Here is a 19119-nt window from a genome sequence, read left to right as displayed (position 1 = left end):
AAAAAATAACCAAAAAATGAGGATTCCTGACAAGATTGTCCAGAATCCTCTTTCCTTCTACATCTGTGTATTCACATCATCCGGCAAAAAAAGCATTTCTTTCAAACTTCGCTTCACAGAGGTCCAGAGGTTTGCTTTTTGGATCTCCATGCTGCTGATCAAATTCCACTCGGCAACAACTTGTCCGTCCTTAACGATCTGCAGTTTTCCAAGACGGTCTCCTTTTTTGACGGGAGCCTTTAAATCCTCCCAAACCCATTTCTTTTGATAATCACGGATGGATTCGCCTTTTTTTATCAACATGTCGATCGGCTGTTTGGCTTCAATGCGGATTTTGTCCGGATTTCCTTTATCAATCCGTTTTTCCGCGATCAAATCCCCTTTGTTGTAAATCCGTTGGCTTGTGTAATGGTTAAATGCATGATCCATCATCGAGGAAACTTCCTGATTCCGCTTCTTGACATCTGGTTCGCCCATCACCACGGCGATAAACCGGAGATTGTTCCTTTTGGCCGTGGCCGTCAAGCAATATTTCGCCTCGGAAGTGTATCCGGTTTTCAACCCGTCCATTCCCGGATAAAACCGGACCAATTTGTTGGTATTGACCAGCCAGAACGGTTTTTTCGAATTTTTCCTCAGGTAATCTTCGTAAAGTCCCGTATAGTTGGTCACTTTGGGATAAGAAAGAAGTTCCCTGGACATCACGGCAATATCATAAGCGGAAGAGTAATGGCCTGATGCCGGCAAGCCGTTGCAATTTTCAAAATGTGTATTTTTCAGTCCCAATTCCTTGGCTTTGTCATTCATCATTTTCACAAAACGCTCTTCCGTGCCTCCCAAATATTCCGCCAGTGCCACTGCCGCATCATTGGCTGATGAAATGGCCATCGCCTTAAACAAGTCATGGACGGTCATTTGTTCCCCCGGTTCGAGGAAAATCTGGCTCCCGCCCATGGAAGCGGCATGTTCACTGACACGCACCGGATCCGACCAGGATATTTTCCCCTGATCGATTGCCTCCATGACCAGTAACATGGTCATCACTTTGGTAATGCTTGCAGGAGGCAACGGTTGATGGCTGTTTTTTTCGTACAACACTTTTCCCGTCCCGGCATCCAGCAGAATGGCGGAAACGGCTTCCGGCGCCAAATCGGTTTCCGCCTCTTCGGCCGAAACCGGTTGTGACGGGATCAACGAAACGGCCATCAAGCCGAGCGACAGGATTAAACAGCTGAGCTTTTTCAGCATTCCAATTCCCTCCCCAATAGCAGTATCTATAGTTTGAACCACGAGCCGGATAATTATGCCAAAAAAGAAAAGACTTTACCGCTAAAAGCAGCAAAGTCTTTTTTCAGTCATTGCTTTTTATTTTTTGGATACTTCCACAATCACTTCTTTTTCACCGTTTTTCACTTTTTTCAAAGCGATTCCGATTCCGTAATGGGGCAGGATCTTTCCTCCGTCCGGATTAAACGGGCTGGTGTAATCGTGTCCGTCATAAAACGCCGGAATTCCCGGCAACGGATCATACTTCATGTAGGAACCGTTGAACTCGATATCGATAGGGGAAGTCTTTTTGAATCCGAAAGCCGCATCATTGATTTGATACCGGGTGTCCGCCACGGTTCCGTCGTTCCAGTAATGCCCGCGTTGATGGGCATCAACCACGCCGAGGAAACCTTCTCCCGGATGGAGCCCCGTCATGTTGTCTTCTCCCCAACGGGCATCATAAAACCAGACCACCATTCCGGGATCATAACTCAACATGGTTTGTCCGCGGCGAAGATGCTTCAGGGCCAGATCCATTCCGTGATGGGTTCGCCATTCCACCAAGTAATATTGTTCAAAGGGAATTTTGGACCCGTCAAATACTTTGAAACCATCCAGTGTGAATTTTGGATCGCCTTCGGCATCATCGGAAAAGACCATTTTTCCATCTGCGGTGACAGCGATATTGTCCACATAGAACCCTTCCATCATCAATCCGATATCCGTGACGTAATTAAATTCGATTTTGATTTTTTTGCCGGTGTACGGAGTCAAATCCAACTCTTCTTCAACCCATTTGCCGTTGGTGTCATCATCGTATTGCCGGATGGTTTCCTTTTTCCCGTCGGCATAAACATTGACATACAAGAAATCATAACCTGCCTCAATCTGACGCCACGATTCAAATTGCAATTTCGCTTCCGAAGCATGGGTCAAATCAATTTCCGCCGATGTCAGCTTTGTGTTCAGCATATTTCCTTTGTCAGAGAAATACGATTTCTTTCCTCTTGGCTGGGTCGGCGGATCCACCAGCTGGTCCGGCAGGTTGATTTTCAGGATTTTTCCTTTGCTGGATTGCGCCACCGCTTCTTTTAACACCGCCGCTCTTTTTTGGTGCAGTCGGTCGTAATCTATGACAGTGGCGATCGGCCAGGTTCCGCCGTAAGTTTCTTGGAAATACAGTTTTGCCCACGGGCTGAATCCGGTCGGTTCGGTCCCCGGGATTTTCCCCGTCCAACTGCCGTAAGACATCAAAGACCAAGCCTCGATCGGGGAACCGGCTCCGGTGTATCCGGTGTCATATTCATCCGGCAATCCGAGATTATGGCCGTATTCATGGGCAAAGACACCGGCCGCACCATCTTCCGGCTGAATGATATAATCAAAAGCCTTTAAATTGGTTCCCGGAATCGGAACCGGCTCCGGACCGATCACTGAACGGTGGGACCAAATCGCGTCTTCGCCCAAATCGCCGCCCCCCGCTTCTTCGCCTTCACCGGAGTGGACAATGAACAGGTTGTCCAACAAGCCGTCCGGTTCCATGACATCGCCGTCATTGTCAAGATCATACGGATCCCGTTGGTCATACAATTCCTCTTTTCCGGCAATTTGTTGGCCGACGGCCGCCAACGTTTCCATCACCAACTCACGGGGACGGGCATCTTTTAATTCATAATCCCCTTGGTCCTGGTGTCCTCCATAATATTTCGCTTCATGCTTTGCTTGAACCCAAGAGGTCACTTCGCCAACCACATTCCAGTACCCGACGGATTGTTCAAGATAATACTGGCGCAGGGATGGGATCTTCGCCCCGTCATCCATGGTAAAGCCGTCACGGTTGAACAACAGCTGTTCGTAATGTTCCGGATTAAAATCTTTCACCCAAAACTGGTTTTCTTTCTTTTTGATGGAATTGTGCGGAAAATCAGGAAATTCAATCAAGGCCACAACCGCGCGGTCATTAAAAGATTTTTTGTTCTCTTTCAGTGCTTGAACGGTATTTTCATCGATTTTGCTGATTTTGTCGAATACTTTTTGTTGGATCTTTTTCTTCCCTTTGTATGCTTCTTCACCAAATTTGGAAGAAGTGTCGATCCCTTCGGTTTGGCTGAAAGGAACACTTCCGTCCATCACGTATTCTTTCACGGCTTGGTTGATTTCCTCAGGGCTTGCATCTTGATCCAGTTTCCCCTTCTCTTTCAAATGCTGAATCAATGCATTTTCATTCACCAATGACCAATCAACCCGTGTTTCCGCTTCTTTTGCTTCCACTTTTTCCGTCCATCCCGCCACCGGCGACATAACAATGGATCCGAGCAAAAGTGAAGAAGAAAGAAGGGCGAACACCTTATTCGTTTTCTTCATCGGTTTCCCCCTTTGATTAAAACATAAAAACACATCTATTATTATAAATTATGTTAATTTTTTTTCAACATGGATGTACTCTGTTTATCCCAAAAAACACCATAAAAAAGAAGATGGAACCATGAAAAATCATGGTTCCATCTTCTTCCCTTCCGATTAATCCAACTGTTGCAAAATCCCTTTCACCAGTTTGATAAATTTCCCTTTGACACGGTTACCGGTTTCGATCACTTCTTCATGCGAAAGCGGTTGCGGCAAAATGCCCGCCGCCATGTTTGAAATGCAAGAAATCCCCAATACCCGGATTCCCGCATGCCGGGCCGCAATCACTTCCGGCACCGTCGACATGCCGACCGCATCTCCGCCCAGCGTCCGGATCATGCGGATTTCGGCCGGCGTTTCATAAGACGGGCCCAACACACCGGCATAGACGCCTTCCTGCAGGGAGAAACCCTGTTCCTTCGCAACCTGATGGGCCAACTTGCGCAATTCTTCATCATAAGCAACCGACATATCCGGGAAGCGGTCCCCGAGTTCCGGATCATTCGGACCGACCAAAGGATTCCGGAACATCAGATTAATGTGGTCGCGAATCACCATCAAGTCCCCCGGTTCATAAGACTGGTTGACTCCTCCGGCCGCGTTGGTGACCAAAATCGTTTCCACTCCCAGTTCTTTCATCACACGGATGGGGAACACCACCGATGACGGGTCATGTCCTTCATACAAATGGAATCGTCCGGCCATGACCATCACATTTTTATTCTCCAATTTCCCGGAAATCAGCTCTCCTGCATGCCCTTCCACCGTGGAAACCGGGAAATGCGGGATATCTTGATAACGGCTGGTGACCGGCTCCTGAATTTCTTCGGCCAACACGCCCAGTCCGGACCCCAAAATCAATCCGACTTGCGGTTTATCCTTCATTTGTCCGCGAATCGACTCTGCGGCTTCTTTGATTTGTTCTTTCGTCACACTCACGGTTTCAACCACTCCTTTTATTTCAATTCTTTCAGAAAGCTTTTTCCGATTTTCGGCATGGTCACATCAAAGTTTTCTGCAATAGTGGCTCCCACGTCTGCAAAACATTCCCGCACACCCAACGATTGTCCGGGCTTGACCAAACGTTTCCCATACACCCAAAGCGGCGTGTATTCCCGGGTGTGATCGGTTCCATGATGGGTTGGATCGTTTCCGTGGTCGGCGGTGATGATCAATAAATCATCTTCTTGGAGAGATGCCAAAATCTCCGGCACCCGCGCATCAAACTCTTCCAACGCTTGTTGATATCCTTCCGGATCCCGGCGATGGCCGTATTTGGCATCAAAGTCCACCAAATTCACAAACGCCAGTCCGTGAAAATCCTCTTTCATGATATTGAGGAACTGATCCACGCCATCCATATTGGATTTGGTCTTCAGGGAATATGTAATTCCTTCACCGGCATAAATATCGGAAATCTTCCCAATGGAGATCACATCTTTGCCCGCTTCTTTCAAATGATTCAACACGGTTTTTTCCGGCGGTTTGACCGAATAATCCCTGCGGTTGGCCGTACGGGTGAAATTTCCGGGTTGTCCCACAAACGGCCGGGCAATCACGCGAATGACGGAATATTTTTCATCCAGGGTCAATTCACGGGCGATTTCACAAATCCGGTACAATTCCTCCAGTGGCACCACTTCCTCATGGGCGGCAATCTGAAACACGCTATCGGCGGAAGTATAGACAATCAATGCACCGGTTTTCATGTGCTCTTCGCCCAATTCTTTGATGATTTCCGTTCCGGAAGCCGGTTTGTTCCCGATCACTTTGCGTCCGGTTCTTTCCTCAAACGCTTGAATCAATTCCGTGGGAAATCCGTCCGGATAGGTTTTAAAGGGCTTGTCCGTATAAATCCCCATAAACTCCCAGTGTCCGGTGGTTGTATCTTTTCCTCTGGAGATCTCCTTCATTTTTCCGTACCAGGCCTCGGGTTCCGCGACCGGCTCAATCCCTTTCAAGGCTTCGATATTTCCCAACCCGAGGCTTTGCATATTCGGCATTTTGAGCCCGTCTCCATATTCGGCAATATGCCCCAGCGTATGCGCACCTTCATCATTAAATTCACCGGCATCCGGCAAAGCCCCGATTCCGACACTGTCTAATACAATCAAGGCGACACGTTTAAAACGATTCATCTCTTCATCTCCTTCCGATTCCCATTATAATCCATGAGAAAAAAAAAGAACGGTGGGCGTTCTTTTTCATTCCCCCATCCAGTAAAACAAAAGCAACCGTTCTTTCATTTCTTTCAGCGTGGATGAGGATTCATGAGTATCTATATTTTGTGCAATCACTTTCACCGCTCCGCCGGAAGGCTCTTCATACAGAAAGTCCGGTTGGAAATAAGGAGCCAGGATCATGAAAAGCTGATACAGCAAAAGCGTAAATAAGGTAAATAATAACAAAAATTTTACCCACTGTTTCACCTTACGCAAAGAAATTACCATAAAAGATCGTCCCTTTTCAAACATTTTTATAAACATTATGTGAAAGACAATCTTTTATGACATCATCCGGGAGTGAAACATCCCTTTATCCCATCACCTCATCAAGCGGCGTATAAGGCAAATCGAGGCTTTCCGCCACGGCTTTGTAGGTCACGTGCCCGTGGATCACGTTGACTCCTTTGGCTAGCGCCTTATTCTCTTTTACGGCCTGCTCCAAACCTTTATCGGCAATCTCTTTGGCATACGGCATGGTGACATTGGTTAAAGCCATGGTGGAAGTCCGGGGAACCGCACCGGGGATATTGGGAACGGCATAGTGCACCACCCCGTATTTCTCATAGACGGGATTACTGTGTGTGGTAATCCGGTCGACCGTTTCGATGGATCCCCCCTGGTCCACCGCCACGTCGACAATCACGGATCCTTCTTTCATCGTTTGGACCATCTCTTCCGTGACCAGCTTGGGTGCCCGCCGTCCCGGAATCAGAACCGCCCCGATTAATAAATCCGCCTGTTTGACGGCTTCGGCAATATGGAACCGGTTCGACATCAACGTTTGAATCCGTTGTCCGGCAAACAAATCATCCAGCTGTCTGAGCCGCTCCGCATTGATATCGAGGATCGTCACATTGGCACCCATGCCCAAGGCCATCTTGGCGGCTTGGGTTCCGACCGTTCCGCCTCCGATAATCACCACATTGCCAGGGGCCACACCGGGCACTCCGCCCAATAACACGCCTGCACCGCTTTGCGGTTTTTCCAAAAAGCGTGCTCCGATTTGCACGGACATCCGGCCGGCCACTTCACTCATCGGGGTTAAAAGCGGCAGGGACCCGTTATCCAATTGCACCGTTTCATAGGCAACGGCGGAAACTTTTTGATCCATCAGCGCCTTTGTCAATTCCGGCTCCGGCGCAAGATGCAAATAAGTAAATAAGATCAAATCCTCGCGAAAATATTGGAACTCCTCTTTCAACGGCTCTTTTACTTTTAAAATCATATCCGCTTTGCCCCACACATCGGCCGCGGAAGGAAGAATATGGGCGCCATGCTCCAAAAATTCTTCATCCTTGAATCCGCTTCCCTCGCCGGCACCGGACTCCACCATGACTTCGTGCCCGGCTTGCACCAAAAGGTCGACACCAGCGGGTGTGATGGCGACACGATTCTCATTGTTTTTGATCTCCTTGGGAATTCCGACTTTCAATATTCAACACCCTCCTTTGGTTTGAGCTTCCATTTATAGGATGGAATATATATCGGATTTTAAACATAAAAAAACGTGAGATCTGAAGAGATCTCACGTCACTTTGGATCCTACCAGTTTTTTTAAATTGGATACTTTTCCTTTACAACGATGGCAAATTCCATGGAATGTCAACCGATGATCCACAATCTGAAAATCAAAATCTTTCTCCACCTGTTCCTCAATCGGGCCTAGCAAATCCTCCGTAATTTCATCGACTGTACCACAATGGAGACAGATGAGGTGATGGTGGTGATGTTCCGCCCCTTCAGCCCGAAATTCATACCGTGTTACACCATCTCCGAAATTCAACTTATGGATAATCTGCAATTCGCTTAAAAGCTCCAGCGTCCGATACACGGTTGCCAACCCGATTTCCGGAGCTTTTTCCTTCACCAACAGGTAGACATCCTCCGCGCTCAAATGATCTTCCTCATTTTCCAAAAGCACACGGACCGTCGCTTCCCGTTGGGGGGTCAATTTATAGTTATGGGCGGATAATTGTTGTTTAATTTGATTCACCCGATCTTCCAATAACGACACCCCCCTGTCTGTCTTACACCATTATATTTGACCAAAGCAGAGGAGTCAATCCAATCGAGAAATATTATCAAATAATAATTGTTATAAATTAAGGGTTTTGACTCACAGTGATGTCGGTTGGCACAACCTCTTTCATCATCACCGGGGAAACATAAGCTTCAAAGGCGGAAGAAACCAGCATAACCACCGCCATGCCCGTCACCAACAGCGAAAAGGAGACAAAATGCGGATAAATGGCTCCACGATGATGAATCAAACGATTCTTGATCAGGGTGATGGAAAAACGGATGCCGGCCATGGTGATGATAATCATCGACGGGATGATCAGCAAATTTTGCGGCACAATGGAAACAAACGCAAACCAAAGCCCCTGCCAGGACAATTTTGAAAAAAGAAACCCCACCGTAAACCCGATGACCAGGCCTTTTAAGAACAAGAGAACCAACAAAACAGGAATCCCGATGACCGACAAGCCCAAAATCCACATCAAACCGATCGTTTTCAAATGGTCTCCCAATGAATGTTGGAAAGCAACCCCTGGCTCGGCAATGGTCTCGTCTTTTAACCCCTGAAAAAAATACCCCAGATAATGAAGCAACCCTTCTTTTTGAGACGGATCCAAGGAGTTGACCAAAACGGCGCCAAAAATCACTCCCATCATAAACAGGGTCGTGACGAAAATATATAACGACTTTTGACTCTGAAAATGGGACCTCAGTGTATGCTCAAAGGGACCCGGTCTTCTTTTCATACTTTCCGCCTCCTTTGTCCATCACTATGAAACTATGACGGACAAAGCCAAAATATACGAAAAGATTCTATAGATTTGCCTGCTTCCGGTTCATTCGCCCGGATCCCGGTTCCGCTCCGGCAACACCTCGTCCCCCCACCAGCTTTCAATCACCCAGCCGTCTTTGGAACCGCCAGCCGCCTCGGGATGGGTCCGGGTGGCTTTGAATCCCAGGATTCCCCGTACGGGGCCGATCCAGAACAAAACCGCCAGGCCAAAAATGATCAGCGTCATTCCAATCTCCCAAACCGGATCCCCGTCAAAAGACGGATAAATCAGAAATCGATAAATAAATATACAGATCAAACCATAGTAAAGGATAAAAAAGACAGCCCAAATCCCTTTGAAGCAAGCGATGAAAACCGATAATTTTTTGTTGCGGAGAAGGAAAATCAATCCTTTGAACAAGATTAAAAGAATCACACATACAAGAACCCATGACCCGCTCACTTTCAGCAACTTCTGAGACCAATCCAAATAAGCCATTCCCATCACTCCAAATTTCACCTCTGGTGTTTTCCCAATCCCTTCTTCACCTTTCATCGCTCAAACTTAACCGGTACAGATGTTAAATCCATTATACTACGTTCTTCTTTCTTGTTCCCGGAATGGATCATCTTTTAAGAAAAGGCGGGAATAAAAAAAGCCGGCCACAATTCATGTGGTCAGCTTGGTTTCACCCGTCCGTATATGCCTCCCCCGCCTTCTTCGAAAGCCAGTTTTTGTTCCCGGGCCATGAGAATGTGACGGGCGATGTGGCTTCCCGCCACGCTTTCAAGCGCTTCGACCGGAACTTCATGAAGAATGTTCATTTCAGTGCCAAATGCGTCCAGCAGTTTTTCCATAGTCCTTTTCCCCAGTTTCGGGATAAATTCCAATGGAACTTGATATTGGTACGGAGGACGAAATGACGGATGGCGGCAAGATTGGTCACTGATTTCCAAAATCCGGTCCAAAACACCTTTGACTCTCTTTTTGCTTCCGCAATGCAAACAAACCGGCGTTTCTTCATGAGGCCAGAGCTCACCGCATTTTAAACACCGGGTCCGGTAATATTTACCCAATCGCGGATTCAACCCGTAGTTTTTAAGGATTTTTCGGCCGTCCGCCCCGTTCAACGCCTTGCGGAATTCTTCAAAACTGGCTTCTTTCACCAAAAGCTTGTTGTACTCCCGTCCGATTTTCGGCAGGGAGTGCGCATCCGAATTCGTTAAAAACGGAAATGCATTCAACTCCGAAATCCGGTCCGCCAATTCCGAGTCGGAGCTCAGCCCCAATTCGACCGCAGCCACTTTCTTCAAATCAAAAAGCTGCCCCATGGAGTCGACGGCACTGCCATAAACACTTTTAAACGGCGTAAAAATGTGGGCGGGAATCAACAACCCGTCCAGCTCTTCCACTTTTTCCTGCAACTTTGAAACCGGCTGATAAAGCCTTTGGGTACTCAACTGTACATTTTTCATCGACTTTTTCAGCCAAGCAGTCAATTGCTGCATCTTCTCCAAAGTTTTTACAAACACCAGCACATGAGCCGGGCCCGTGTCCGGTTCCCGGATCTCAATTTCGGCTCCGAGCAAACAGGTCGTCTCTTTGTAAACGATTCCCCCGTCCGGATGCTCCCGGAACCATCCGGATCGAAGCCCGTCGAGAATATCCTCCTGCACCGGCGGGGACTGGCTGTCAATCACGCCGATCATGCCGAGCCCCTTGCGATGGTGTGCCTCTTTGACGATGTTTTCAAAGGTCATGTTTCTGGCCGCGGTAATCTTTACCGGATGATTGCGACTGGTTCTCCCGATATGAATATGAAAATCGGCATAAAGGGTCTTCAGTTCACTCATCGCCGGCTTCCACCCGGTTTTTCCAAAAATAAACGGCAAAAATCGTTTTGGCGTCACAGATTTCTCCGGTTTCAATCCGTTTGAAACATTCTTCCATGGTCAGCTCGACCAGCTCCACAAATTCGTCTTCATCCGGATTGCGGGTTCCTTTTTCCAGACCGGTCGCCCAGTACAAATGGATTTTCTCATCGGCAAAACCGGGGGAGGTGTAAAACGAGACCACTTCTTCCAAACGGCCGGGCTGATAACCGGTTTCTTCTTCCAACTCCCGCCGGGCACTGTCCATCGGATCTTCGCCTTTTTCCAATTTTCCCGCCGGTATTTCCAAAATCGTTTTTTCCAACGCTTTGCGGAATTGCCGTACAAGCACGAGCTTGTCTTCTTCATTGAGCGCCATGACGGCCACGGCGCCGGGGTGTGTCACAATTTCCCGTTTGGAGACGTTTCCGTTGGGAAGCAGGACATCATCCACTTGTAAATCAATGACTTTTCCGGTGAATATTTTTTGGGTGGCAATCGTTTTTTCTTCCAGATTTTGTTTCATGACCAGTCACTCCTGTTTGGGATGTCCACTCCATTATAACGCAGTAAACCGCATATACCGGAAACCGGATCAAAAAAAAGAAAACAGCCCAGCCGGGGCCGGACTGTGGCTGTCAGCCGTTTACATATAAAATTTCAATTTATTTAACACCCACTCATAATGATCTTTGTCAAGGCCCGGGGCAAACTCTTCCGGTTTTTTCTCCAAATCAGGCACAGGGGCTCCTTCCGGCGTTCCCTTCACCACACGGAGCGGTGCACCCGTTTCCGGGTTTTCCCCTCTCCAGATCTTGTCGATGTCGCGGTAGTCATGGTCACTCCAGGTGTAAAGAATGTTGTCCAGTCCTTGTTCAATGTATTTTCTGGCATGATCAAATTTGGAGTTGTCAAGACTCGGTATGGGAAGCATGCGGGTGACATCGACACCGGTCAGGATTTCGAGCGCCTTGGCATAGGCAACGATATGCACGCCTCCCCGCACCAATAGGTAACCGATCATCTCCCGGGCCACCGGTGCATCGGTCATTTCGTAAACCCTCATTTTGTGGGTGCGGGCACCGATCTCCAGGAAAAAGTTGTGCAGAAAATCTTCAATCAAATTGCCGCTGTTAAACACATAAGTTCCGTTCCATGGATTGCCCATCGAATCTGCAGGAAACGCGGTCTGGGCCGTTGCGATAAAGTAATAGGAATTTCGGGCATCCAACCCGTTTCTTAATGGGGTGGTGTCCGGATCCCCCGGACGGGTGATGCCGGTGGACAATAAATTGATGGCTGCACTGACAAGTTCCACATGACCGAATTCCTCTGCCGTGATGCTGGCAACCAGATCGTAAAAGGGTTTCAATTTTTTTTTGGCACGAAAATTGAAGGATTGGAACATATAGTTGTTTAAGGTGGACATTTCTCCGAAACGTCCGCCGAGCAATTCCTGAACAGCCGCCGCCGCATTGGCATCCCCGTGTTCGGGGACGGGTAATTCAATAGCCAGACGATTATAACGTTTAAACATCCTTTCCCCTCCCTTGGTTATGCATCAAAAACCGGATCAAATTCAGGTCATGCCATCAACAAGGAAGCGGAGAAGTCATCCGTTGTCTCTTGCTTTTTGTAACCGGCACGACCCAAAGGATTTGTTGCATGCGAATAAAAAAAGGAGCCCCGCCGGATTGAACCACGACATGATCACTCTGAACGTGTGTGAGCCTTCCCGTTACACTCCCGCGGATCGTTTGCACGGAAACCTTCCGGCCCATGAGCGGATACAGACTGGATTGGAAGGTGGCATCATACATGCTCCCACAGGGTGACCAAGGGTGCATTGAAATCCCTCCTTATGATCTGAGGAAATTTCCTCTTGATAACAACACGAAGAAGCAACCGTTCCTTTGAAACCCATTCAGCAAACTTGGCTTATAACAGAAAAAGAACCTCCATAAATGTATATATGCACCCGGATTCGCAATATAAATTGTCCTATCAAATTACATGTTTTTTCCGTCAATGTGTTTGCAAATCTCCGGTAACGTCGGCGGATGTATAAGTTCACTTGCACTGACGTAAAAAAGAATTAAACACTTTGTTACCGGAGGCGTGCAATATGGAATTCAAAACCGGTCCGCACGGCATTCGCCTGACGGGAACCGCCGGGCAAATCCGTTCTTATTTAAAGAAAATGGCTGTCCATCCTTTAACGGTCAAGCAATATCTTGTTGGGAAAAAATCGGACGGCTCCCTTTTGCGCTTTTGGATAAAATCACGCCTCAGGCCGTCCATAACGTGCTGGGGAAGTTTTTTGATGAATTGGGAAGCTATATCCAAACCGGCGGTGAGTATTTGATTCAGGAACGCCAAACCATTTCGGTCATCGCCAGGAAAGCGGGGATTCCCGGTCCATCCCTTTCGCCGGAAGAAATCGGGCAACTTCCGTTATCCCTGTTAAACGAAGTTGCCGAAACAGCCATGCAAAAACACAAGCAACTCGCCACCATGCAAGGGGCCACCACCGGATTCGGCGGAATTTTCACCTTGGCCATAGACATCCCCGCCTTGCTCGGCATTTCGCTTCACGCCTTGCAAGAAATGGCCATTATCTATGGATATCAGCCCAAAGAAAAATCAGAGCGAATCTTCATTGTCAAATGTTTGCAATTTGCTTCCGCCGACTATGTCGGCAAACAATCCATTCTCAAGCAGCTGGCAGAAACCGGTTCCGAAAAAAACCAACGGGAAGCCATCTCCGAATTTCAGGGATGGCGGGAAGTGATTGCAACGTACCGTGATCATTTCGGCTGGAAAAAACTCTTTCAAATCGTGCCGGTCATCGGCATTCTCTTCGGAGCCTTCATCAACCGCTCCACGGTCGAAGAAGTGGCGGAAGCCGGCATGATGTTATACCGCAAACGGCGGATCATGGATAAATTAAAAAAACTGGATCCAAACTTCCGGGCCGACATGCCATCCTGATTTTTCACGGCCGGGTCACCGGAAATGAATGCATAGTTTCCGAAGAAAAACCGCAAACTGATGTATGTGTCTCAAAAAAGAAAGAACCCCCGGCCGGGGTTCTTATGACTACAGACTTTGCGGCACCGGAACTTTGGCACACTCTTCTACCAATGCCACAACCAATTCGGCTGCTTTGATCAATTCCTGAACCGGCATCCGTTCACTGGTTGTATGGATGTTTTCATAACCGATTCCCAGATTTACTGTCGGAATGTTGTATCCGGCGATGACATTGGCATCACTTCCTCCGCCGCTCACATCCAATTTCGGTTTGCGGCCGACCCGTTCCACCGCCGCCATGGCTTTTTGCACGACCAAATCTTTCTCGGTGAATTTAAATGAGGGATAAAGCACGTTCGTTTCGACTTCGGCACGGGCCCCGAGCTCGTCTGCCGCTTCTTTAAATGCCTGAACCATATGCTTTACTTGTGCTTTTAATTTGATTTCATTACGGCTGCGGGCTTCAGCAATGATCTCCACTTTTTCCGGAACCACATTGCTGGCCGTCCCGCCGTGAAATGAACCGATATTGGTGGTGGTTTCACTGTCGATCCGGCCCAGGCGCATTTTGGAAATGGCCCGGCTGGCCACCTGGATGGCGCTGATTCCGTCTTCCGGATTCACCCCGGCGTGAGCCGCTTTCCCGTAAATCGTCGCTATGATTTTCACTTGGGACGGGGCGGAAGTGATAATTTCGCCCACCGGCCCGTTGGAATCCAAGGCAAAACCGAAATCGGCATCCACCAGACTCAAGTCTAAATGGCGCGAACCGATTAATCCCGATTCTTCGCCGGCGGTGATGATAAATTGAATTTTTCCGTGCGGGATTTTTTGTTCCTTCATCAAGCGGATTCCTTCCATCAACGCTGCCAGTCCCGCTTTGTCATCGCTTCCCAAAATCGTCGTTCCATCCGATTGGATATAACCATCTTTTATGACGGGCCGGATGCCTTTTCCGGGTGCGACGGTATCCATGTGACAGGTAAAATAGATTTTCGGTACATCTTCCAACGTTCCGCCTAACGTCGCCACGATATTTCCGGCACCGTGTCCGGTTTTTTCACTGGAACGATCCTCTTTCACATCAAAACCGAGGTTTGTCAACTTCTCCTTCAATAAATCACAAATGACCCGTTCATCCCCTGTTTCGCTATCCGTTGTGACAAGTTCGATGAATTCATCAATCAGCCGTTGTTGGTTAACCAATGGTAATCCTTCCTCCATTCGATGCAAAAAATTTTTCTTATTGTAACACCATTATTTAGAATTGGATAACAAAAATTGGTACAAGCTCCATTTTTCATACCATATTTTATCATACCACTTTCTTATTTTTTTCACCTCCTCCTTATTCCCCTATCATCCCCTTTATCCATTTTTTTCATCCGGATCAAAAATATTGCCCCAAGGAAAAAGTGGAAACCCTTTTGGATTCCCACTTTTCGCATCCTTTTCCCTTACAGCGGAATATTCCCGTGCTTTTTGGCCGGGCGGCTTTCTTTTTTGTTTTCCAGCATCTTTAAAGCTTGTTTTAATTTCTGTCTGGTTTCCCGCGGATCGATGACATCATCCACCATGCCGTGGCTGGCCGCGATATAAGGATTGGAAAACTTTTCTTTGTATTCCCGGATTTTTTCCTGCCGGGTTTGTTCCGGATTTTCGCTCTCTTGGATCGTGCGGGAAAAAATAATGTTGGCCGCTCCTTCCGCACCCATGACGGCAATTTCCGCACTCGGCCAAGCAAATACCAGATCCGCGCCGATCGCCTTGCTGTTTAAGGCAACATAAGCCCCTCCGAAAGCTTTGCGCAAAATGACCGTGATTTTGGGGACGGTCGCTTCGGAATAAGCGTATAAAATTTTGGCTCCATGCCGGATAATCCCGCGATGCTCCTGGTTGACCCCCGGGAAAAAGCCGGTCACATCCTCAAAGGTGATGATGGGGATGTTGAAGCTGTCGCAAAAACGGATAAACCGGCTTAACTTATCCGATGAATCGATATCCAGACTGCCTGCCATCACTTTGGGCTGATTTGCGGCAATTCCCACCGTCCGGCCGGCAATCCGGCCGAAACCGACCACCAGGTTGCGCGCGAACGATTCATGGACTTCCATAAAATCCCCGTCATCGACGATGTATTCAATCACTTTCCGGACATCATACACTTTGGTCTCTTCCACCGGGACGATTTCCGCCAGTTCTTCAATCCAGTCATCCTCATCCCGGTACGGAACCACGGGCGGTTTTTCCCGGTAGCTTTGCGGGAGAAACTGCATGAGGCGCCGGACCTGCTCCAAAACCTCCGGCTCGCTCGGCGCGGTAAAATGGGCATTTCCGCTCACACCGGCATGCACTTTTGCCCCGCCCAGTGCTTCCGAACTGATTTTTTCTCTGGTGACGGCTTCAATCACTTTTGGTCCGGTGATAAACATTTGGCTGGTTTTTTCCACCATAAAGACAAAATCAGTGATGGCCGGCGAGTACACGGCCCCTCCGGCGCAAGGACCCATAATGACCGAAATCTGGGGAATCACTCCGGAGTAAATGGAATTGCGATAAAAAATATGGCCGTATCCATCCAGCGAAACCACGCCTTCTTGAATCCGTGCCCCTCCCGAGTCATTCAAGCCGATGACCGGAGCCCCGTTTTTGGCGGCCAAATCCATCAAGCGGGCAATTTTAAGTGCATGCATTTCGCCCAATGCCCCGCCAAACACGGTGAAATCCTGGGCAAAGACATAAACGTCCCGGCCGTGGATTTTTCCGTAACCGGTCACCACCCCCTCCCCCGGAGCTTCTTTTTGATCCATGCCGAAATGCACCGCCCGATGTTCCACAAACGTGTTCAACTCGACAAAACTGTCATCATCCAGCAGCAAATCAATCCGTTCGCGGGCCGTTAATTTCCCCTTGTCATGTTGGGCCCGGATCCTTTTTTCCCCGCCGCCCATTTCAGCTTTGCGGCGCTTTTCATAAAGCTGGTCAATCTTTTGGTACATATTCATGGTGATTTACTCCTCTCTTTCACGAGGTTCACAAAGCTCGTATAATACACCGCCAGTTACTTTCGGATGCAAAAAAGAGATATTCATTTGATGGGCTCCGGGTTTCGGCTGTTCATAAATCAACCGGATCCCTTTCTCTTTTAATTCCGACAGCCGCTGCTTTAAATCACTGACCTCCAGGGCGATGTGATGAATCCCTTCCCCTTTCTTTTGCAAATATTTGCAAATCGCACTGTTCTCAGACAATGGTTCCAATAATTCAATCCTACTTTCTCCGATCTTAAAAAAAGCCACGCGAACCTGCTCGCTGTCCACCACTTCTTCCCCTTCGTATTCCAACCCGAAAACATCCCGGTACAAAGGAACGGCTTCCTTAAGACTGCGAACGGCAATTCCGATGTGGCTGATTTTTTTGGGTTTTCCCTCATTCATGCTGCTGACGCTCCTTTCCGGCAACCAAATTCCGTATATAATCAGCCGTCTGTTTCGTCGGGGTTCCCGGCGTAAACACTTCGGCAATGCCTTGCTGTTTCAAAAACTCCACATCTTTTTGCGGGATCACCCCGCCTGCAATCACCGGAATATCTTCAGCGCCTTGTTCTTTTAACAGGCGCACCACTTCGGGAAACAATTCATTATGAGCCCCCGACAAACAAGACAAGCCGACCACATCCACATCTTCTTGAATCGCTTGGGCAACAATCTGCTCCGGCGTTTGGCGCAAACCGGTATAAATCACTTCCATCCCTTCGTCTCTCAACGCTTGTGCAATAATAAGCGCCCCCCGGTCATGGCCGTCTAACCCGGGTTTTGCGATCAACACACGGATCGTCCGTTTCATTTCGATTTCCCCCTTTTTATCCCGCTCGATATTCACCAAAAACTTCCCGTAACACTTGACAAATCTCGCCGATCGTACAATAAGCTTTGACGGCATTCAGAATATGAGGCATCAGGTTTTCCGTCCCTTGCGCCGCTTTTTTCAAGCGCTTTAACTTTTCCTCCACTTCCGTTGCGTTCCGGTTGGCTTTCAATTCCCTTAATTGTTCCACTTGTTGTTTGGCAATGGCCGGATCCACCCGCAACAATTGCGGTTCGGTCTCTTGTTCCAAACGGTAACGGTTCACACCAACCACCACTTGTTTGCCGGATTCGATTTCTCTTTGGATGGCCAGCGCAGCCCGATGGATTTCTTGCTGCATGTACCCTTCCTCCACGGCGCGGACCGCCCCGCCCATTTCGTCAATTTTTTCAATATAGCGCCAGGCTTCTTTTTCGATTTGGTCAGTTAACGCTTCGATATAATACGATCCTCCGAGCGGATCAACCGTATCGGCAACACCGCTTTCATGCGCAATGATCTGCTGCGTCCGCAAGGCAATTCTTGCCGACTCTTCCGTGGGCAGGGCCAATGCTTCATCCCGGGAGTTGGTGTGTAAACTTTGAGTTCCGCCCAAAACCGCCGCCAAAGCTTGCAAGGTCACCCGCACGATGTTGTTGTCCGGTTGTTGGGCCGTCAGCGTGGATCCCCCTGTTTGCGTATGGAAACGCAATTGTAACGAGCGCTCGTTCGACGCGTTGAAACGCTCTTTCATGATTTTGGCCCAAATGCGCCGGGCTGCACGGAATTTGGCGATTTCCTCAAAAAAGTGGTTATGCGCATTGAAAAAAAAGGACAAACGGGGTGCAAACCGATCCACTTCCAAACCCGCTTCCAGTGCGGCTTCCACATAAGCGATGCCGTCGGACAAAGTGAATGCGATCTCCTGAACCGCGGTGGAACCGGCCTCCCGTATGTGGTATCCGCTGATGCTGATGGTGTTCCATTTGGGAACATGTTCCGCACAATACCGGAACACATCCGTAATCAAGCGCATGGACGGCTTCGGTGGGAAGATATAAGTTCCACGGGCAATATATTCTTTCAAAATATCATTTTGAATGGTTCCTCTCAGTTTTTCGGAAGGCACTCCTTGTTTTTCCGCAACGGCAATATACATCGCCAGCAACACACTGGCCGGTGCATTGATGGTCATGGAAGTGCTGACCTGATCCAACGGGATGCCTGCAAACAACCTTTCCATGTCTTTCAGGGAGTCAATGGCCACCCCGACTTTCCCCACTTCCCCCTGCGACATGGCATCATCCGAATCATAGCCAATCTGGGTGGGAAGGTCGAAAGCGACACTGAGTCCGGTTTGTCCCTGTTCCAACAGATAACGAAACCGTTTGTTGGTTTCCCCGGCTGATCCGAAACCGGCATATTGCCGCATAGTCCAAAGCCGGCTGCGATACATGGAGGGATAAATCCCGCGTGTATAAGGATACTCTCCCGGCAATCCCGGGTTTTCCGGTACATCCGCTTCTGTATAGAGGCGTTTCACTTCAATCTCCGAAGATGTATGAAACGTCTCTTTTCTTTCCGGCGTTTTTTGGAGGAGCCGATTGGTTTTTTCTTCCCAAATTTTCAATTTTTCTTGCTCGGATGATTTATTCATTATTGACAGTCTCCTCTCAA

General features: G+C 48.4%; 19 protein-coding genes. 1 reads left to right on the top strand and 18 read right to left on the bottom strand.

What is annotated here, in order from left to right; all coding sequences use genetic code 11:
• Positions 1–57 precede the first annotated feature (57 nt).
• From ATH33_RS02995 to ATH33_RS02935, 13 genes are all read right to left on the bottom strand, one after another.
• Entirely contained in the window at positions 58–1248 is a 1191-nt protein-coding gene (locus tag ATH33_RS02995) for a D-alanyl-D-alanine carboxypeptidase family protein (RefSeq protein WP_049719973.1), read from the bottom strand.
• 117 nt (positions 1249–1365) lie between these two features.
• Positions 1366–3633, bottom strand: a complete 2268-nt coding sequence (locus ATH33_RS02990) for an immune inhibitor A domain-containing protein (protein WP_121874043.1) — start codon at positions 3631–3633, stop codon at positions 1366–1368.
• A gap of 156 nt (positions 3634–3789) precedes the next feature.
• On the bottom strand, positions 3790–4608 hold the full coding sequence (locus tag ATH33_RS02985; RefSeq protein WP_369792464.1) for a purine-nucleoside phosphorylase: 819 nt from the start codon (positions 4606–4608) through the stop codon (positions 3790–3792).
• 23 nt (positions 4609–4631) lie between these two features.
• Positions 4632–5813 carry a phosphopentomutase gene (deoB, locus tag ATH33_RS02980; RefSeq protein ID WP_049719971.1) on the bottom strand — a complete coding sequence of 394 codons (1182 nt, stop codon included), beginning with the start codon at positions 5811–5813 and terminating at the stop codon, positions 4632–4634.
• Between the two features lie 66 nt (positions 5814–5879).
• On the bottom strand, positions 5880–6125 hold the full coding sequence (locus ATH33_RS02975; RefSeq protein ID WP_037997497.1) for a DUF4227 family protein: 246 nt from the start codon (positions 6123–6125) through the stop codon (positions 5880–5882).
• An 85-nt stretch (positions 6126–6210) separates the two neighbouring features.
• A complete protein-coding gene (gene ald / locus ATH33_RS02970; protein WP_049719970.1) occupies positions 6211–7332 on the bottom strand; it encodes an alanine dehydrogenase in 1122 nt (373 codons plus the stop codon).
• 93 nt (positions 7333–7425) lie between these two features.
• The gene (gene fur / locus ATH33_RS02965; protein ID WP_037997491.1) at positions 7426–7905 is read right to left on the bottom strand and encodes a ferric iron uptake transcriptional regulator; all 480 of its coding nucleotides are present in this window, start codon (positions 7903–7905) and stop codon (positions 7426–7428) included.
• 97 nt (positions 7906–8002) lie between these two features.
• Positions 8003–8665, bottom strand: coding sequence for a stage II sporulation protein M (spoIIM, locus tag ATH33_RS02960; RefSeq protein ID WP_121874042.1), 663 nt, complete (start codon positions 8663–8665; stop codon positions 8003–8005).
• 90 nt (positions 8666–8755) lie between these two features.
• A complete protein-coding gene (locus ATH33_RS02955; RefSeq protein ID WP_131470936.1) occupies positions 8756–9211 on the bottom strand; it encodes a hypothetical protein in 456 nt (151 codons plus the stop codon).
• Between the two features lie 158 nt (positions 9212–9369).
• A complete protein-coding gene (locus ATH33_RS02950) occupies positions 9370–10545 on the bottom strand; it encodes an endonuclease Q family protein (protein ID WP_121874041.1) in 1176 nt (391 codons plus the stop codon).
• The gene (locus ATH33_RS02945) at positions 10538–11089 is read right to left on the bottom strand and encodes an NUDIX hydrolase (protein WP_121874040.1); all 552 of its coding nucleotides are present in this window, start codon (positions 11087–11089) and stop codon (positions 10538–10540) included. The genes ATH33_RS02950 and ATH33_RS02945 overlap by 8 nt, the downstream gene beginning before the upstream one ends.
• Before the next feature lie 120 nt (positions 11090–11209).
• On the bottom strand, positions 11210–12100 hold the full coding sequence (locus ATH33_RS02940; protein WP_121874039.1) for a manganese catalase family protein: 891 nt from the start codon (positions 12098–12100) through the stop codon (positions 11210–11212).
• Positions 12101–12155: 55 nt separating this feature from the next.
• Positions 12156–12410, bottom strand: a complete 255-nt coding sequence (locus tag ATH33_RS02935) for a DUF2642 domain-containing protein (protein ID WP_231855173.1) — start codon at positions 12408–12410, stop codon at positions 12156–12158.
• Between the two features lie 271 nt (positions 12411–12681).
• On the opposite strand from ATH33_RS02935, the gene ATH33_RS02930 reads away from it, so the two are divergent.
• Entirely contained in the window at positions 12682–13554 is an 873-nt protein-coding gene (locus tag ATH33_RS02930) for an EcsC family protein (RefSeq protein ID WP_249037505.1), read from the top strand.
• 108 nt (positions 13555–13662) lie between these two features.
• On the opposite strand, the gene ATH33_RS02925 is transcribed toward ATH33_RS02930, so the two are convergent.
• From ATH33_RS02925 to ATH33_RS02905, 5 genes are all read right to left on the bottom strand, one after another.
• Positions 13663–14802, bottom strand: a complete 1140-nt coding sequence (locus ATH33_RS02925; RefSeq protein WP_049719961.1) for a M20/M25/M40 family metallo-hydrolase — start codon at positions 14800–14802, stop codon at positions 13663–13665.
• A gap of 251 nt (positions 14803–15053) precedes the next feature.
• The gene (locus tag ATH33_RS02920) at positions 15054–16595 is read right to left on the bottom strand and encodes an acyl-CoA carboxylase subunit beta (protein WP_037997563.1); all 1542 of its coding nucleotides are present in this window, start codon (positions 16593–16595) and stop codon (positions 15054–15056) included.
• A 12-nt stretch (positions 16596–16607) separates the two neighbouring features.
• Positions 16608–17033, bottom strand: coding sequence for a methylmalonyl-CoA epimerase (mce, locus tag ATH33_RS02915; protein ID WP_049719960.1), 426 nt, complete (start codon positions 17031–17033; stop codon positions 16608–16610).
• Positions 17026–17442, bottom strand: coding sequence for a cobalamin B12-binding domain-containing protein (locus tag ATH33_RS02910; protein ID WP_197052016.1), 417 nt, complete (start codon positions 17440–17442; stop codon positions 17026–17028). Before ATH33_RS02910 ends, mce begins: the two co-directional genes overlap by 8 nt.
• Before the next feature lie 16 nt (positions 17443–17458).
• Positions 17459–19099, bottom strand: a complete 1641-nt coding sequence (locus tag ATH33_RS02905; protein ID WP_037997464.1) for an acyl-CoA mutase large subunit family protein — start codon at positions 19097–19099, stop codon at positions 17459–17461.
• Between the last annotated feature and the right edge of the window lie 20 nt (positions 19100–19119).

Origin of the sequence: Thermoactinomyces vulgaris (genome assembly GCF_003688725.1) — a bacterium.
GTDB classification, from domain to species: domain Bacteria; phylum Bacillota; class Bacilli; order Thermoactinomycetales; family Thermoactinomycetaceae; genus Thermoactinomyces; species Thermoactinomyces vulgaris.
Note: the sequence above shows the minus strand (reverse complement) of the source record. Positions and strands in the feature narration are given on the sequence as shown.

Excerpts from the sequence above, each read along its gene's own strand:
- ATH33_RS02920 (WP_037997563.1), bottom strand. The coding sequence starts at position 16,595 with ATGTACCAAAAGATTGACCAGCTTTATGAAAAGCGCCGCAAAGCTGAA.
- ATH33_RS02935 (WP_231855173.1), bottom strand. The coding sequence starts at position 12,410 with ATGCACCCTTGGTCACCCTGTGGGAGCATGTATGATGCCACCTTCCAA.
- ATH33_RS02990 (WP_121874043.1), bottom strand. The coding sequence starts at position 3,633 with ATGAAGAAAACGAATAAGGTGTTCGCCCTTCTTTCTTCTTCACTTTTG.
- spoIIM (WP_121874042.1), bottom strand. The coding sequence starts at position 8,665 with ATGAAAAGAAGACCGGGTCCCTTTGAGCATACACTGAGGTCCCATTTT.
- mce (WP_049719960.1), bottom strand. The coding sequence starts at position 17,033 with ATGAATGAGGGAAAACCCAAAAAAATCAGCCACATCGGAATTGCCGTT.
- ATH33_RS02950 (WP_121874041.1), bottom strand. The coding sequence starts at position 10,545 with ATGAGTGAACTGAAGACCCTTTATGCCGATTTTCATATTCATATCGGG.
- ATH33_RS02975 (WP_037997497.1), bottom strand. The coding sequence starts at position 6,125 with ATGGTAATTTCTTTGCGTAAGGTGAAACAGTGGGTAAAATTTTTGTTA.
- ATH33_RS02995 (WP_049719973.1), bottom strand. The coding sequence starts at position 1,248 with ATGCTGAAAAAGCTCAGCTGTTTAATCCTGTCGCTCGGCTTGATGGCC.
- ATH33_RS02940 (WP_121874039.1), bottom strand. The coding sequence starts at position 12,100 with ATGTTTAAACGTTATAATCGTCTGGCTATTGAATTACCCGTCCCCGAA.
- deoB (WP_049719971.1), bottom strand. The coding sequence starts at position 5,813 with ATGAATCGTTTTAAACGTGTCGCCTTGATTGTATTAGACAGTGTCGGA.
- ATH33_RS02910 (WP_197052016.1), bottom strand. The coding sequence starts at position 17,442 with ATGAAACGGACGATCCGTGTGTTGATCGCAAAACCCGGGTTAGACGGC.
- ATH33_RS02945 (WP_121874040.1), bottom strand. The coding sequence starts at position 11,089 with ATGAAACAAAATCTGGAAGAAAAAACGATTGCCACCCAAAAAATATTC.
- ATH33_RS02905 (WP_037997464.1), bottom strand. The coding sequence starts at position 19,099 with ATGAATAAATCATCCGAGCAAGAAAAATTGAAAATTTGGGAAGAAAAA.